This window comes from Pararhizobium antarcticum, from assembly GCF_001885585.1.
Taxonomy (GTDB): Bacteria; Pseudomonadota; Alphaproteobacteria; order Rhizobiales; family Rhizobiaceae; genus Pararhizobium; species Pararhizobium antarcticum.
In genome coordinates this window covers 1-15,261 of record NZ_LSRP01000125.1, presented here as the reverse complement: position 1 = coordinate 15,261, position 15,261 = coordinate 1, and the positions used below count along the sequence as shown (strand labels likewise).

Here is a 15,261-nt window from a genome sequence, read left to right as displayed (position 1 = left end):
CCTATGCGCAGTCCATGACATCAAACGAGGTCAAGGGAACGAAGATCTCCAGCAAATGGCGAGGCACGCCCGGCTTGGTCACCACCGGTCCCGATGGCAAGGTCATCTTCCTGTTTGGAGAAACCCAGCCCTCCGTCGTTTGCTCGCCCCTTCAGGTCTGCGACATCGAACTGCAGGGTGGAGAGATCGTTCGAGACGTTCTCGTAGGCGACACCGTGCGCTGGAGGGTCGAGCCTGCCACCTCCGGCGCGACAGGGGGCCAGGCCATCCACCTGATCGTCAAACCATCGGAGGCCGGGCTCGTCACCTCGATGGTCGTGACCACCTCAAGGCGGACCTATCATATCCAGCTCAAGTCCCATCCGAGCCAGTACATGGCCCGTGTCGGTTTCGAGTACCCGGAAGATGTTTCCACCAAACTAGCCGACATCAACGCTCGTATCGAGGTGGGAGGCATCCCGGGCACTGCGCCGGACGAGCTCAACTTTTCCTATTCGGTCAGCGGCAGCGCGCCTTGGAAGCCGAAGCGCGTCTATTCCGACGGTGACAAGACCTACATTCAGTTTCCAAAATCGATATCGGGACAGGATGCACCGGTTCTTTTCGTGGTCAGCGGTGGCCAGAACCGTATCGTCAACTATCGCATGAAGAACGACATGATGATCGTCGACTATGCGGTCGACAAGGCGATCCTTGTTTCGGGCGTGGGCTGGCGGAAGCAGAAAATCACCATTCGGCGGGGAGGATAACCGATGCGCAGGTTCCTCATTCCCCTTCTCACGGCACTGTCTCTTGCCAGCTGCCAAACCCCTGACGAAGCGCTCACCACAAACTCTGATCCTGTTGCGTTCAACCGGAAAACCGCGGGGGCGATCGCCGGTGATATGGCGAGCAGGCTCACTGAGCAGATCGGGCCGGCCGGCCCGACGACGATCAAGATGGAAAAGGACACATCGGAATACGCGGCCGCACTTGAGGCCGCGTTGAAGGGCTGGGGCTATACCGTGATCGTCGACGGAAAGGCCGCCAAGGATCAAAAGCCGCTCGAACTCGCCTGGTCGGTCGATAACTTCGACGGACAGATTCTGGCTCGCCTGACCACCCCATCGATCGCACTTGGCCGCGCCTACACGCCGACCGCTGCTGGTGCGACGCCCGCAAGTCCACTTTCGATCATGCAGCGAAACTGATAGGAGGCGATCGTGGTTCAGTCTTTACAACTCGGCAGCGCCGGCAACGCTGATGATCAACAGGGTATGCGCCGGCTGAACCGGCTTCCGATCATCGTCACAATCGTCGTGATCCTACTGTTCCTTGGCGTCGTGGTGGTCGGTCTCTCGTGGCGCGGCCTGTCCTTCAGCCCGAGCAACGACCTGGAGAGCGCGTCTAATTCACCGGCGACGACGTTTGGCGATCAGTTGAAGCGGGGTGTTTTCGACGGGATCATCGGCGAACCGGAAAAACAGGAGATCTTTCAGCCAACGCCCATTGTCGTCGAAAAGGAGCGCATCAGCGAACCGGTGTTCGAGCCCCAGCCGGAGATTAGGAAGGACCGTCGGCAGAGCCTCGAGTCGGAAGGAGACTGGAAAGCGCGGCTGAAGCGGGAGCAGGACGAGCAGTACATCCGGGAAGCCCAACGCCAACGGATGGCCCGGTTGCAGGCGCGCGCAACGGCATTGGACTCACCCCTGAAAGTCGATGTTTCCGATCTTGAAAAATCCGCGAATGAAAGTGCGGCCAACGGCCAGCAGCCTGCAACCCCCCCGACGAACAGCGCTTCCGACCTTTATACGGCTGCCATGAAATCCGGAGTGATGGGCCAGACCGTCGATCCGAACGGGCAGTCGACGAAAGAGGACTTCTTCAACCAGGATATCAAGGACCTTGGATATTTGCCCAACAAGGTGGTGCCGCAAATGTCACCGTTTGAGCTGAAACGCGGCTCCGTCATTCCCGCGACACTGATATCCGGTTTGAACTCCGACCTCCCCGGCAGGATCACGGCGCAGATAAGCCAAAACGTCTACGACAGTGCAACCGGCTATCGCCTCCTTGTGCCGCAAGGCGCCAAACTGTTCGGCAGATATGATTCCAAGGTGTCTTTCGGCCAGAAACGCGTCCTTGTCGTCTGGACCGATCTGATTTTTCCAAATGGCTCGACGCTCCAGATCGGCGGTATGGCCGGCACGGACGCCGAGGGCTATGGCGGCTTCAAGGATAAGGTGGATCGGCATCTCTGGCGCACGTTCGGTTCGGCCGCACTCGTCGCGCTCATCGGCACGGGCATCGACATGTCGATGCCGGAAAGCTCGACGCTTGCAACCCAGGACACGGCATCGGACGCCGCACGCAGGAACTTTGCCGAGAGCTTTGGGCGGGTCGCCGAGCAGACGATTTCCAAGAGCCTGAACGTCCAGCCGACGATCAACATCCGGCCGGGTTACAAATTCAATGTGCTTGTGGATCAGGACATTATCTTTCCATTCGCCTATCGGGGAAAATAGCCGAATCTCTTTAACTCTTTTCTGATCGTCGTGCGCCTGGTTGCATCATGACGTGTCCATAGCCGTTTTTAGTTGAAATACTTTCCTCAATGTCACCACTTTTGAATTGACGCGACGTGAAAGTGGCCGTAGCGAGGTAGTGCTGAACTACACGGTACAAGGGACTGCATCGCTGTGTGCGGGTATCCAAGGTTGCCGGAACTAAACAGGCAGACAGCAAATTTTGCGTTTGTCATCCAATGTCCATCTACCTGCTAGCCCCGATGCGGCATAGCGCGAAACCTCCTCAGGGAAACCAGAGATGGCAATGCAGGGCAGACCGGCCAAAAGATAGGAGAACAGCCCATGGACGGAACCGTTCGCTCGCTCATCGACATGCTGGACACCGCACAAAACGAGCACATGATCAAGGGTGCCCTGAAACATTTCGGGCACGCCTATGGTTACAGTCGCTTCGCCTACCTCCAGACCGAGGGGCTGGCTATCAGGACCTTCAACAGCTATCCGGAGCGTTGGGAGGGCGTCTATCTCGCAAGCCATTATTCTCTCATCGACCCGGTCGTGACGGAAGCAAAGCGCAGACGCGATATTTTTTCCTGGACGGCCGACGACTGGCCCGCCCGCGGATCGTCAGACCTTCGTCGTTTCCGCGATGAGGCGATTGATCACGGCATTTGTTCCGGCGTCACCATTCCGGTTGAAGGCAGTTTCGGCTCTACCACAATGCTGACCTTTGCGTCTCCTGATCCAAAGGTGGGAATCCCAACGGCGCTCGACTCCAGAACTGCGCTCCAGATCGTCATGGCTGTCCATTATCGTTTGAAGCTTACCGCCGCATCCATGGTTATGACGCCGAACCGGATGTTGTCACCACGGGAAGCTCGCTGCGTCATGTGGACTGCAAAAGGAAAGACCACGCATGAAACAGCTGTACTTACCGGCATTAATGCGAGGACGGTACAACACTATCTCGATAGCGCGCGGCAGAAGTTTGATGCCCGAACCATACCGCAGCTCGTCGTCATGGCGAAAGAGCGTGGGCTATTCTAAGCTGCCGTTTCTCAATCTACCGGGACTTCGGGGACGTAGCCCAGGGCATCTATAATCTCGGAGAGCTTCCTCTGCTGTGTCTCGGACCTCTCTTGACGCGCAAGGTACTCATCCTGAAGAGAGCGCAGCACGGAGGTCGTTATCGTCGGATCATCGTTCGCACGCGTCCACTCTTCGTAGACGGCGTCGTCTGCCGCAAGCAGGTTGCGGTGCTCGTTGATCGCACCAATGGCAAGAACCTCCAGTTCGGATTTTTGCATCGAACTGTAACGGGGTGTCACCTCGTTTGAGGTGTTCTGACCCAAGCCTACATGTTCCATTGGTTTTCCATTCACTCACTCCATTACCATCAGAGCATGCACGTGGCCCGCACTATACGGGTTAAGGCATCACCACATGACGTCGCCAACGGACGCGCATCCCTAGCTTATGCTGAAAGCATCAATGTGAATCATATGCCTGAATATAACATAACGCTCCGAATCGGAACTATCGTTCCTAGAACTATGGTTCCCATTCAGGCTCCGCTAGGGTCATGGATCTCAAGGAGACCATGGCGATCAACCTGCGTCGGATCCGTCATGGGAAGAACCTGACTCAGGAAGAACTGGCAGACCTCGCGGGGCTGAGCGCCCGTTATATAGGGGCTATCGAGCGTGCCGATAAGTCTGCTACTGTTACCGTTCTTGGACAGATTTCGGAAGCCCTCGGTGTCGAGCCGGCCGAGCTTCTGACAAAAGCAAATTGATGCCTCATCATTCGTCCTCTATTTGAGAAACGTCTCCTGACCGACGGACATGGTGACACTTTAAGGCAAGCGTGGTGTGGGTAAAAGCCAACAAGCCCTCCAGTGCAGATTCGTGAAATTTCCGATTGACAAATGCCGCCACATATCTTTCGCGTTTGTTACTCCAGATGACGGCCACGGCTGCTTTCATTTGATGGGCTAGGCCTGAGCGGATAAGCGGCAGCCCTCGCTATGATGGCGCAGATCGTCGCCGACCTTGGAACTCTATGAAGTGTTCGCATTGACGATATCGAAAATGAGCTGTGCCAGAGGGGCCTCGTTACCACTGAAGCTATCGATCATAGCGCTGATTACCCTGTTGCGTTCCAACACATCCGGGTTGAACGGCAAGCCCGAATTTTCAGCCAGAATCGTGAGGAATGAAAGCTGAGTACGACCATTTCCTTCGCGGAAAGGATGGACAGCATTGATCTCCGCAAGGACGTGCGCGGCCTTGACTGAAAAGACTTCCAGAGCAAGCCCCGACAGGTAGTTCTGCGATGCCAGTTCTGCGAATATCCGAACCATTTCCTGATTGATGTATTCCGGATAGCAAAACCAGTTTCCGCCCTTGCCGATGCGGACGGTGCGGGCCTCTCCCGCCCAAGCATATACATCTTGAAACAGATGCCGGTGAAGGGCCTGATAGTGGGCATAGTCGAGCTCGCCCTCGGGCCATGGCTCTTCTGATCGGATCACGAACATAGCGACCTCGTATTCGTCAATTTCGCTCTGATCCTCAAGATCCAAAAGGTTTCGGAGAACTGTCGTTCCCGGATAGCAGAGGGGATCTGATTCGGCGGTATATACCAAGGATCAGGCGGACTTTTTGGCGAATTGCTCGCGGACCAATGCCCGTCGCTCGTCGGCCGTCTTGTCAGCGGAAATTTCGAAAAGGCGCTTCATACGCGGGGATAGTGAAAGCCCTTCGACCGCACTGATTTTCTCGGCGCGTTCACGAGTGAGCCGTCCAATCTCGCCTTTCGTCGCAACGGAAGCAGTTCTCTTTTCCATGCAAAAAACCTATCACAACCTTCAGAAGCGCCAAAGGGTTTTCTGATGCGCTTTCACCCCGTGTAAGGTGCTTACTACAGGCCCATGGTCGGCAGGCGTCGAAAACTCGACCAACTATCGCCTCCGGAATCTGACGGGTCAGTTTCCAAGAATCCTGGACAGGTCGATCCGCATGCCGGAAGCATTGATGTCCTTTTGATCCTGCGGGCCCGACTCAGCATTGAGTGGCGTCTCCGGTTTCAAAACCCCCTCCTCACTGACATCGGCTGGTTCTTTTTGGTTGTTAATCGACCCACCTGGATCTTCCGCCTGAAACACCTCCACGCCTTCAAACTCCCCGGTTTTCCAGGCATAGACGGCATCCTCGAATATCTGCGGAAAAACCTCGTCGCTCTTGGGATTTCCGTACCACTTGGAGACAATCCGGAGGATTTTGGCAAACATCTGGCTTCCCATACGCAGGTTCGCGCAGGCATCGACAAGATCGACCGTCAGTTCCGAGGCCTCCTTGATGCCGACGCCTGCCGGAAACTGCGTCAGGCCGACGCGGACCACGGCTCGGCCGACATTCTCGCGGATGATGACCATCGCCTCGTCGGTGGTTTTCGGCATCGGAACCAGAAACACACGACTGCCGGATTTGACGGTGACCGTCAGGGGATCGGGTGCACCTGCCGCCTCGATGAACTGCTCGACGATCGCAGACTTCAGCGAAGGGTCGGCGCATTGTTGTATCAGGGCAGCGTCCAGCATGATGACTCCAAACTTCACGTGTTGAAGGATATGACGAGGGGTTTGGCAAACAGCCGTGCCCAGGCTTTGAGGCAGACGAGCTGAATGTCGACAATGGACGTTCCTTCCGTCCACCAGCCATTACCGACAGCGACAATGACGTCGGGATCGTGCAGCATCGATTGCAGCACCGGCCAGACGATCAGTTGTTCGTAGCAGATGAGAGGAGCAATCCGCATTCCACTTAGTTCTACGACCGGATTGGCGAAGAAATCGGCGCGCGCACTGCCACTCTGGCCAAGCCACGACCGCCAAGGCTGCCACATCGACCCTGGCACCGGCATCCGCTGTCGATAAAGGACCTTGCCATCCTGGGCAGAAATCGCGACCAGAACATTGTCGTACCCTTCTTCGGTCACCGCGGTCGCGCCGGCGACGACGGTGACGGCCGTGTCTGCAAAACCGTGGATCCACAGACGCTCAACGGTTGGTGTCCAATTGCCGACTGCGCTCTCCGGCAAGACAACAACCCGTCCTGATCCAGAGCCCGCCTCGCGCACGATCTGGATCAGGTCGCGCTGGCGGTAGAACCCGGTCTCGCGCCCAAGCGAAGAACCAAAGTGAAGATCGACACCGCGCCATCGGTCCGGTAGAATTGGATCGGTCCAGGTCGCGGCGGACCACAGCCAGACGCTCACAAGCGCCATGGCGACAGCCGGCCATACCAGGGTTACGAGGCCCATCAGGCCGGCTGTCATCGCCGCGATCCCCCACCATCCCCATGTGGGAAATAGGGCACCCGCGGCCGTGAGCGGATGCGCCCAGCCGGTAATCCCGAACGGTGGCACAGCCATGAGCATGACAGCTGCAAGATAGCGGAACGGTCGCGCACGCGCATTCGCAGTCCACAGTATCGAATGGACGACAACGAAGCCTAGAGATGCGCAGAGCCAAAGGAACAGACCAAGCCAGAGGTCGGACTGGTAGAAGGCAGCGACGCCCTGCGGCAGTCCTCTTGAGGCTGCAAGGAAGTATCCGGCCGAAACCAATGCGGCGATCTTTCTGCTTTGAGCAATCGACCACAGAATCGGGAATGAGAGCGAGACTGGCAGGAGCAACGCGACGCCGCTCCAAGCGATCCATCCGGTCGCCGCTGACAGGCCCATAAGCACGGCGGGCCGAGCGATTTTACGGAACATAAGTCCATACCTCCCTGGCCAGTCCGAGAATGCTGGATGCGGGAATAGGGCCGAAATATCGGGAGTCGAACGAACCGATGAAGTCGGAGTGGATAAATAAAAATCCAACAGTGATGACCCCGCCACTCCAGCCGGTCAAGGGGCGACCCTCGCCATCGACAACCGAGATGTTGGACCGTGGCACGGAATGACCGGCGATCCGGACATCGACGCCAACCTCAACGTCCTGTCCTGCGACGCCAATGATCGTTTTGATGAGAGGCGCATAGCCAGCCGGGCAAAGACCGCTGCGCAGATATCCCCGAGACCTGGCCTCACGCATTGCCGCTGTCTCCGGCGGGCAGATGAACACGACATCGCCGACCGTGGCTGGTCGATCGAGCGGGACGATACGCCAGAGACCAAGTGGCTCGCTCGGCGTGAGGTTGATCCTGTAGCCACCGATCCATCCAATCTCAAAAATAGAAAGCGCGCCAATCCCTGCACTGACGACAATGGCGGTCGCCGTCTTCCGGTCAGATCGAGTTGCTGTTTGGGCGTGTGCGGCGCCACTCATTTCAGGGATAGTCCTTTGGCTTGGCTCTGGCGCAGGACTTGCCCCTGACTGATACTCTCCGTCGCACGCTCATGGGCTGCAAGTTGTTGAATGGTTCGCATTGCAGTCCACGACGACTGCACCTCAGATTTCTGGCTGGCCGACATGCCCGCCGTGATGGATTTGAACGCCTCGCCATTCGGCTCCTTCGCGGCAACACCGAGGAAGGTTCTTTCACCGAACCGGTCGCTCACGGCCTTGGCAAACCCTTCCAACTCTGCCTTCACCATCTTGTCGGCAAGCGCGAATTCGAGACCTGCGGGAAGGTCGTTGCGATCGATCGCGTCACGGACCTTTTCGAGGGTCTGTTTGGCCGACCCAGAGAGCGCCGGAATGTCGACAGCGACCTTGAGGCGGACCGCGCGTTCCTCGGTCTCGTGCCTGCGTTCCGCTTCCGTGCGCGTTTGCAGGTAACGCTCGATGTTGCGCGCAAGGGCAGGCGCATTGACCAGTGCTGTATCCCGTTCCTGCTTCTCGGCACGCCCGGCAAGGAGACCCGTCTTGCCCTTGAGCGCACCAAAGCTTTCCGGCTCACCGGCAATCTTCACCAGGGTCGAAGTCGCGGCGGATTTGTCGTTCAGCATGCCATCGACATTGATCGCCTTGAAGGCCGCTTCCGGGTCTGCATAGACAAGATGGAAACGGGTTGTGACATCCTGCCATTGCTTCTTCAGACCGGGATCTGCAACAAGCCGATCCTCGACGCTCTGCTCCAGCGATTTCTGGAATGTGGTGATGCCCGATACCATTGGCTTCATCTCCATCGTGGGGTTGGTGGTCACCGACTTGGCGGTGTGCTTCATCCCGAGCCGCGTGCCGATTGCGGTGAGACGGTTCGTGAGGTCGACCAGCTTTTGCTTCTGCCGGACGGTCCACTCCAGACGATCCCGAACAATGGTGCGGGCGACGTTGACGAGATGGAGACCGCGCGCGTCGGCAAACCGCAGAGCGGCGCGATAGAAACCGCCTTTCTCGTAGTCGAGCGTCGTTTCCTTGGAATTCTTGCGTGACAGAAGTTCGGTCAGCCCACCAGCTTTTGAGAAGGACCGCGCGCCATAGTAAACGGCGAGATCTTCGCGGTGACGGGTCATTGCCACATAGGTCAGGTGCCGATCGAGCGAGAGCGAGGCCAGCACTTTGACCCGGTCGACGGTGGCGCCCTGGCTCTTGTGAATGGTGGTGGCGTAGCCGTGATCGACGTTGTTGTAGAAACGCTGTTCGACCGTGAGCCTATGGCGATCAGCGCCATCGCCGATCTCCGCGACAATGCGCCCTAGCGTGGCCTCGACCACCTTGGCCAGCATGCCGTTCTTGACGCCAAGCGATCCCTCGTTTTTCAGGAAAACGATCTGGTCGCCAGCCGCAAAATAGCGAATGCCATCCTCGGTCCTGAAGGCATGGCCGCTTTCGATCATTCCACGCTCGACCAGCTTGGCCCGTGCAAGCGTGTTCAACATCCGGACGTCGCGGCGAAGATGCGCCAGGATCAGCATCGTCTTTGATGGATCGTAGTCCCGGTTCCAGTCGGAGATCAGACTATCGACCGCTTGGTCTTTGAGGATCGATCCCATCATCCGGCCATTGGCAGCGTAAGAAGCGACTGCCTTGGCAATATTACCGCGGGCAAGATCGAGCGAGGCATCGCGCATCCATTGCGCGTTCTGGCGATAGATGGTCTCAAGCTCCGCGTAGCCGATACGCTCAGTGATCGCGCGGAAGGCAGCACCTGCCTCGATCGGCTGAAGCTGTTCGGGATCGCCAACCAGAACGAGCTTGGCGCCGCTCGCCGTGACCGCTTCCACGAGAAGCGCCATCTGCTTCGACGACACCATACCGGCCTCGTCCAGCACGAAGATCGTCTTGTCGTCCAGCTGGTTTCGACCCTGTTCCCAACGGAGTTCCCACGACGACAAAGTGCGCGAGGCGATCCCCGCCTCTTTCTGCAGACCCTCGGCCGCCTTACCTGCCAGAGCGCCACCAACGACGCGGTAGCCGGCTGCTTCCCATGCTTCGCGTGCCGCCGCCATCATGGTCGTCTTGCCAGCACCGGCGCGACCGATGACGGCAGCGATCCGCGCTTCTCCCGCGACATGACGGATCGCAACCTTTTGCTCGTCCGACAGGCGCACGTGACGCGCAAAGGTCGTCTCAAGCACGGCGTCGCGCACGCCGTGCGAAGATCGAGCGTCCAGCCAGATCGCGCGGTTTGCCATCTTGGCCTCAAGCCGGATCATCTCACGCGTCGTAAACTTCGCAGGCGCCCGCACGCCGGTCGTGAAATCGAGCCGATCCTTGTCGAGCCGCAAGACATCCGGCTCCTGCATGATCCGAGCCATCAGGCTCTGGAACAGGCCCGCATCATCGATATAGCGATGCAGGACCTTGGCGACGTCCCTGCTGTCGAAGACGCTCTTCTCCCGCGTGATGAGGTCAAGGACAATCGACGGCTTGCGCTGGATCCGCCGCGCATTCTCCGCCCGACGTTCCTCCTGCAGTTCGATCCGTTCAAGCTTGGGCGGGAGCATTGACGAGGGATCGGCGGCTTGCTCGCTCTTCCGGTCGATCGCCGTTGCGCCGACGCCGACATGGATGGTTGGCGCAAGCTCGATGCCCTGCTTTTCGAAGGACCTCCCGTCGATGCGGATATCAAGCCCGGCAAGTGCAAGATGCTTGTTCTGGATGGCAAACCAGCCGTCGCGAAAAGCGTTGAAAGCGTCCGCACTGCCCGCCCAAAGCTCATAGACGATTTTGCCGGCATCATTGCGCAGCGGCTTTCCGTCAGGTCCGACGACGGCCACCTTCTTGGCCCCAAATCCATCCTCGGTCAGCGGACGCAGCGTCGTCATCAGATGGACATGCGGATTGCCAGGAACGTCATGATAAACCCAGTCGGCCACCATTCCTTTCGAGGTAATGTGCTCGGCGATAAAGTCGCGCATCAGAGCTATGTTCTGGGCGGACGAGAGCTCGAGCGGCAGGGCAATGGTGACGTCCTTGCCGAGTTGCGCATCCGGCCGTTTCTCGAAATCCTCGACCTTGTTCCAGAATGCCTCAGAGGCGTCGGCGACGGACTGCTCAATGACTATCTCACGCAGCCAGTCTGGCGCATCGGCCGGGATCACGAACTCTTCATGAAGGAGGCCCTGCTTCCTGCTGTAGTCGATCGTCCGGGCTTCCCGCTCGAACTCCATCTTGGCGCAGTGCCGGTAGGCCGCCGACAGCACAGCGCTGCGGCCGGAGCCGCGAGCAACGATGCTGACTGAGAAATGCGGGACGGCCACTTCGGAGTTCTTTCCGGTTGCGAATGAAATCAACAGCTTGTTTGCAAGTGGCGGCCCCGCCGGGGCACTGAAAGCAGGGCGTCGTAATAGCGACGTATAATTGCGCCCTTGGAAGCCGTCCTTGCGAACGGCTGGGATCATTCACCAAAGCATCGCCCATGGCGATTGTAGGATTCACAGTAGTGCGTTGCGCACTTCGCTCTGAGATCCTTGCCTCGAAAGACAAGCTTTCTCGGCAAGGAGACAATCGGAAATGAAGAAACCATCCTCAAAAATCCGCGAAGAAATCGCCAAGCTGCAGGATCAACTGAAGCATGCGGAGACACGGGAAGCCGAGCGGATCGGCCGTATTGCGCTTAAAACAGGTCTCGGTGATTTCGAAATCGACGAGACGGAATTGCAGGCAGCGTTCGAGGACGTGGCCAAAAGGTTTCGGGGAGGTCGAGGGTCCGACAAGAGTGGATCGACCGGGAAGGGGAGGGAAGGTGCAAGCACCAGCCCCGCCTTGGAAACCGCGCCGGTCTCGACTGGCACGGCTCAGGGCAGCGGTAGCGAGGCTTGAGCGCATGGGTCGGAACGCTGCATCGGACGCTCGCAAGAAGGACACGCGCGACAAGATTGAGCTCGGAGGTCTGATCGTCAAAGCCGGACTACGCTACGAGAAACGCGCGCTGTTGCTGGGCGCACTCATCGATCTCGACCGCCGCCTCAAGTCTGACGACACGGAGCGGGTACGTCTTACGTCTATCGGCGCGGAGGCCTTCGGCAATGACGGTCAATAGGATTGTACTCGTCATCATGCCTGTGGTGTTGATGCTCGTCATCACCGTGAGCCTGACCGGAATGGAAACCTGGCTTGCAGGCTTAGGCAAGACTGAGGCAGCGAAGCTCACCCTGGGCCGTGCCGGCATCGCGGCGCCGTATGTCGCCGCCGCTGCTTTCGGCGTCGTGTTTCTGTTTGCCTCGGCCGGGTCGATGCACATTCGTCTCGCCGGATGGAGTGTCGTCGCCAGCTGCGTGACGGTGATCATGATCGCCGCGCTGCGTGAGGGATCGCGCCTTGCGGCTTTCGCCGGAAACTTGCCATCAGGCAAATCCGTGACCGACTATCTGGATCCGGCCACGATGATCGGCGCTGCCGCGGCCCTGATCGCCGGCTTCTTCGCCATGCGCGTCGGTGTCATCGGCAATGCCGCCTTCGCACGATCCGAGCCGAAGCGCATCAGGGGCAAACGCGCCATGCATGGTGAAGCCGACTGGATGAAATTGACCGATGCGGCAAAGCTGTTTTCCAACGGAGGCGGCATCGTCATCGGCGAGTGCTATCGCGTCGATCGGGACAGCACCGCGGCCGTTTCGTTTCGCGCCGACAGGCCCGAGACCTGGGGGCAGGGCGGCAAGTCCCCGCTGCTTTGCTTCGACGGATCGTTCGGCTCATCGCACGGGATCGTCTTTGCCGGCTCCGGCGGTTTCAAGACGACGTCCGTGACAATCCCGACTGCCCTCAGGTGGGGTGGATCACTCGTGGTTCTCGACCCGTCGAACGAGGTCGCACCCATGGTTGCGGATCATCGTGGCAAGGCCGGACGCGATGTCCACATCCTCAATCCAAAAATTCCCGGAACGGGTCTGAACGTGCTCGACTGGATTGGCGGGCACGGTGGCACAAAGGAGGAAGATATCGCAGCCGTCGCGTCCTGGATCATGAGCGATAGCGGCCGGGCAACCGGCGTGCGCGACGACTTCTTTCGGGCATCGGGCCTGCAATTGCTCACCGCAATGATCGCCGATGTCTGCCTGTCTGGACATACGGAAGCGAAAGACCAGACGCTGCGCCAGGTTCGACAGAACCTTGCCGAGCCGGAGCCGAAGCTCCGCGAGCGGTTGGAGAAGATCCACGCCAATTCGAAGTCGGACTTCGTGAAGGAAAACGTTGCGGCTTTCGTCAACATGACGCCGGAAACCTTCAGCGGCGTTTATGCGAACGCGATCAAGGAAACGCACTGGTTGTCGTATCCAAACTACGCGGCACTCGTGTCGGGATCGAGTTTCTCGACTGAGGACATCGCTAGCGGTACGGTCGACGTGTTCATCAACATCGATCTCAAGACGCTGGAGACCCATTCGGGTTTGGCGCGCGTCATCATCGGCTCGTTCCTGAACGCCATCTACAACCGGGATGGAGTCATGAACGGGCGGGCTTTATTCCTCCTCGATGAGGTCGCGCGGCTCGGCTACATGCGGATCCTCGAGACCGCGCGGGATGCCGGTCGCAAGTATGGCATCACGCTGACGTTGATCTTCCAGTCTATCGGCCAGATGCGCGAAACCTATGGCGGCCGCGATGCGTCGAGCAAATGGTTCGAAAGCGTCAGCTGGATCAGCTTCTCGGCAATCAATGATCCCGAGACGGCCGATTACATTTCCCGCCGCTGCGGGATGACGACCGTGGAGATCGACCAGGTCAGCCGAAGCTCCCAGTCGAAAGGATCATCTCGAACCCGCTCAAAACTGCTGGCGAGCAGGGCGCTGATCCAGCCGCATGAAGTGCTGCGCATGCGCGCCGACGAACAGATCGTCTTTACCGCTGGCAATCCGCCACTGAGATGCGGCCGTGCCATCTGGTTTCGGCGAAAGGACATGAAAAGCAGCGTCCGTCAAAACCGCTTTCACCAGTCCGGCAATTCCGCGAGGACCGATTGAGATTGGGAAGGCGCTCCCACAACCAAAGTTATAAATGCCGTTGCGCTTCACCGCCCGTTGTCGATGTTGCTTGGCTGAGCAAGCAAATCCTGCGGACACACAATTTCAGTAGCTCGGAGCGCCTGCCGGAGATCTGATCGGCAAACCTTCCTCAGTAAATCAGCGCAGGAGACCCGAATGCCCGTTGATCCATGGAATAAATTCTATCGCTACATAGATGCAATCCGGTTCGCGAAGCGGGAGCGGCATTTCAAACGGTCGCTTCAAAACCTGGCACATAATCTCGGATTTGAAATGTATGCCTATCTCGACGTGCGATCCAAAGCCGCCGTCGCCATTTCGAACTATCCGCGGGAATGGCAAGTCCGATATTTCAAGCAATCATACCAGAAGGTGGATCCGGTTGTTGAAGCCGCAAAGCGAAAGAAGGCTCCCTTCACATGGTCGATGGGCGAGCGCCAATTCAAGCACGGGGAAAAACGCGACTTTTCCAGGGAAGCAAATGGTTTGGGTATTTGCTCAGGGGTAACCATCCCTGTCCCTGCAGGCTTTGGCCATATGTCGCTCCTGACCTTCGCTTCCAGCCAGGCGATGGTCACTGAAAACCAGAAACTGGATCATGGCCCGTCCATAGCTGTCGCGTCCCTGACCCACGCATATCTCAGCTTTCGACATCCGCGATTCAGAGCGCTTGGCGGCATCAGGCTGACGACGCAGGAAGCGACCTGTCTTCGATGGGCAGCAGAAGGCAAATCGATGGACGAAACAGCCAAGCTTCTTGAGATCAGGTACACCACAGTTCGCGCGTATCTGGACAACGCCCGTGAGAAACTTGGTGCCGTCACATTGATCCAGGCCGCTGCGACAGCAGCCCGGCTGAACCTCATCTAGCCACTGAAGGGCTCTGATCCGGCGCGCGCCATTTTCGGCTGTGCAGATGATATCACCTCAAAATTGCGGCACACCAGGCGGCACAATCGCTTGATCCCAAAAGAGTAGGTCCTGTACCATTTGGATCGGCGGCAGATCGGCGGTCCGGTCAAGGTCTCTTCGATCCTTGGCACTGCCCTGCTCGTTTTCCGTGTCAAGACAAACAGGATTGCGTTGTGCGACCTCTCATCGTCATAGGCTCGACGAAAGCAGACTATTTTGGCCTCCTGGATCACATTCTGGAGGTGGATGGCTTCGACGCTGTCGTTGGTAAAACCATTGAGAAGGTTCTTCACTTGGCTGTAGAATGTGCTCCTTTCGGCATCATTCTGGACAGTCGGTAGTGCATCAGTCTGAAATCTTCTTTTTGTAAGTTTTCGGGCGACCCGGCCTCGGCGCGCGTTCGTCCATGATCGCGATAATCTCTTCCATATCCCAAACATGATCAGTTAGGTTGGCTTCCATT

General features: G+C 58.1%; 16 protein-coding genes. 9 read left to right on the top strand and 7 right to left on the bottom strand.

Annotation, left to right across the window (positions count from 1 at the left end; genetic code table 11):
- The 4 genes from trbG to AX760_RS22165 form a co-directional block, all read left to right on the top strand.
- Window positions 1–749: P-type conjugative transfer protein TrbG (gene trbG / locus AX760_RS22180; protein WP_071835193.1), on the top strand; the 749-nt coding region annotated here is incomplete at its 5' end.
- A 3-nt stretch (window positions 750–752) separates the two neighbouring features.
- Window positions 753–1,190: a conjugal transfer protein TrbH gene (gene trbH / locus AX760_RS22175; protein WP_071835191.1), complete on the top strand. Its 438-nt coding sequence runs from the start codon at window positions 753–755 to the stop codon at window positions 1,188–1,190.
- Between the two features lie 12 nt (window positions 1,191–1,202).
- Complete coding sequence (gene trbI / locus AX760_RS22170) at window positions 1,203–2,504, top strand: IncP-type conjugal transfer protein TrbI (RefSeq protein WP_071835190.1); 1,302 nt, start codon at window positions 1,203–1,205, stop codon at window positions 2,502–2,504.
- A 345-nt stretch (window positions 2,505–2,849) separates the two neighbouring features.
- Window positions 2,850–3,554 carry an autoinducer binding domain-containing protein gene (locus tag AX760_RS22165; RefSeq protein ID WP_071835189.1) on the top strand — a complete coding sequence of 235 codons (705 nt, stop codon included), beginning with the start codon at window positions 2,850–2,852 and terminating at the stop codon, window positions 3,552–3,554.
- Window positions 3,555–3,565: 11 nt separating this feature from the next.
- Here AX760_RS22165 and AX760_RS22160 read toward each other — a convergent pair whose 3' ends face one another.
- A complete protein-coding gene (locus AX760_RS22160) occupies window positions 3,566–3,874 on the bottom strand; it encodes a transcriptional repressor TraM (RefSeq protein WP_071835188.1) in 309 nt (102 codons plus the stop codon).
- Between the two features lie 215 nt (window positions 3,875–4,089).
- Here AX760_RS22160 and AX760_RS22155 point away from each other — a divergent pair, with 215 nt between their 5' ends.
- Window positions 4,090–4,302: a helix-turn-helix domain-containing protein gene (locus AX760_RS22155; protein ID WP_071835187.1), complete on the top strand. Its 213-nt coding sequence runs from the start codon at window positions 4,090–4,092 to the stop codon at window positions 4,300–4,302.
- A 264-nt stretch (window positions 4,303–4,566) separates the two neighbouring features.
- Here AX760_RS22155 and AX760_RS22150 read toward each other — a convergent pair whose 3' ends face one another.
- From AX760_RS22150 to traA, 6 genes are all read right to left on the bottom strand, one after another.
- On the bottom strand, window positions 4,567–5,091 hold the full coding sequence (locus AX760_RS22150) for a Fic/DOC family protein (protein WP_245295079.1): 525 nt from the start codon (window positions 5,089–5,091) through the stop codon (window positions 4,567–4,569).
- 66 nt (window positions 5,092–5,157) lie between these two features.
- Window positions 5,158–5,355, bottom strand: a complete 198-nt coding sequence (locus tag AX760_RS22145) for a hypothetical protein (RefSeq protein ID WP_071835185.1) — start codon at window positions 5,353–5,355, stop codon at window positions 5,158–5,160.
- A 138-nt stretch (window positions 5,356–5,493) separates the two neighbouring features.
- Window positions 5,494–6,108 carry a TraH family protein gene (locus AX760_RS22140; RefSeq protein ID WP_071835184.1) on the bottom strand — a complete coding sequence of 205 codons (615 nt, stop codon included), beginning with the start codon at window positions 6,106–6,108 and terminating at the stop codon, window positions 5,494–5,496.
- A 14-nt stretch (window positions 6,109–6,122) separates the two neighbouring features.
- A complete protein-coding gene (locus AX760_RS22135; RefSeq protein WP_071835183.1) occupies window positions 6,123–7,286 on the bottom strand; it encodes a conjugal transfer protein TraB in 1,164 nt (387 codons plus the stop codon).
- Window positions 7,276–7,842, bottom strand: a complete 567-nt coding sequence (gene traF / locus AX760_RS22130) for a conjugative transfer signal peptidase TraF (RefSeq protein ID WP_071835182.1) — start codon at window positions 7,840–7,842, stop codon at window positions 7,276–7,278. Before traF ends, AX760_RS22135 begins: the two co-directional genes overlap by 11 nt.
- On the bottom strand, window positions 7,839–11,162 hold the full coding sequence (gene traA, locus AX760_RS22125; protein WP_071835192.1) for a Ti-type conjugative transfer relaxase TraA: 3,324 nt from the start codon (window positions 11,160–11,162) through the stop codon (window positions 7,839–7,841). Before traA ends, traF begins: the two co-directional genes overlap by 4 nt.
- Window positions 11,163–11,415: 253 nt before the next feature.
- On the opposite strand from traA, the gene traC reads away from it, so the two are divergent.
- The 4 genes from traC to AX760_RS22105 all read left to right on the top strand — a co-directional run bounded on the left by traC (window position 11,416) and on the right by AX760_RS22105 (window position 14,756).
- Window positions 11,416–11,724 (top strand): conjugal transfer protein TraC, encoded by a 309-nt coding sequence (traC, locus tag AX760_RS22120; RefSeq protein WP_071835181.1) that lies wholly within the window; start codon window positions 11,416–11,418, stop codon window positions 11,722–11,724.
- Between the two features lie 4 nt (window positions 11,725–11,728).
- Window positions 11,729–11,944, top strand: a complete 216-nt coding sequence (traD, locus tag AX760_RS22115) for a type IV conjugative transfer system coupling protein TraD (RefSeq protein ID WP_071835180.1) — start codon at window positions 11,729–11,731, stop codon at window positions 11,942–11,944.
- The gene (traG, locus tag AX760_RS22110; RefSeq protein WP_071835179.1) at window positions 11,931–13,865 is read left to right on the top strand and encodes a Ti-type conjugative transfer system protein TraG; all 1,935 of its coding nucleotides are present in this window, start codon (window positions 11,931–11,933) and stop codon (window positions 13,863–13,865) included. The genes traD and traG overlap by 14 nt, the downstream gene beginning before the upstream one ends.
- A gap of 177 nt (window positions 13,866–14,042) precedes the next feature.
- Window positions 14,043–14,756 (top strand): autoinducer binding domain-containing protein, encoded by a 714-nt coding sequence (locus AX760_RS22105; protein ID WP_083531290.1) that lies wholly within the window; start codon window positions 14,043–14,045, stop codon window positions 14,754–14,756.
- Window positions 14,757–15,261 lie beyond the last annotated feature (505 nt).

Excerpts from the sequence above, each read along its gene's own strand:
- trbH (WP_071835191.1), top strand. The coding sequence starts at position 753 with ATGCGCAGGTTCCTCATTCCCCTTCTCACGGCACTGTCTCTTGCCAGC.
- AX760_RS22165 (WP_071835189.1), top strand. The coding sequence starts at position 2,850 with ATGGACGGAACCGTTCGCTCGCTCATCGACATGCTGGACACCGCACAA.
- AX760_RS22160 (WP_071835188.1), bottom strand. The coding sequence starts at position 3,874 with ATGGAACATGTAGGCTTGGGTCAGAACACCTCAAACGAGGTGACACCC.
- AX760_RS22155 (WP_071835187.1), top strand. The coding sequence starts at position 4,090 with ATGGATCTCAAGGAGACCATGGCGATCAACCTGCGTCGGATCCGTCAT.
- AX760_RS22145 (WP_071835185.1), bottom strand. The coding sequence starts at position 5,355 with ATGGAAAAGAGAACTGCTTCCGTTGCGACGAAAGGCGAGATTGGACGG.
- AX760_RS22140 (WP_071835184.1), bottom strand. The coding sequence starts at position 6,108 with ATGCTGGACGCTGCCCTGATACAACAATGCGCCGACCCTTCGCTGAAG.
- AX760_RS22135 (WP_071835183.1), bottom strand. The coding sequence starts at position 7,286 with ATGTTCCGTAAAATCGCTCGGCCCGCCGTGCTTATGGGCCTGTCAGCG.
- traF (WP_071835182.1), bottom strand. The coding sequence starts at position 7,842 with ATGAGTGGCGCCGCACACGCCCAAACAGCAACTCGATCTGACCGGAAG.
- traC (WP_071835181.1), top strand. The coding sequence starts at position 11,416 with ATGAAGAAACCATCCTCAAAAATCCGCGAAGAAATCGCCAAGCTGCAG.
- traD (WP_071835180.1), top strand. The coding sequence starts at position 11,729 with ATGGGTCGGAACGCTGCATCGGACGCTCGCAAGAAGGACACGCGCGAC.
- traG (WP_071835179.1), top strand. The coding sequence starts at position 11,931 with ATGACGGTCAATAGGATTGTACTCGTCATCATGCCTGTGGTGTTGATG.
- AX760_RS22105 (WP_083531290.1), top strand. The coding sequence starts at position 14,043 with ATGCCCGTTGATCCATGGAATAAATTCTATCGCTACATAGATGCAATC.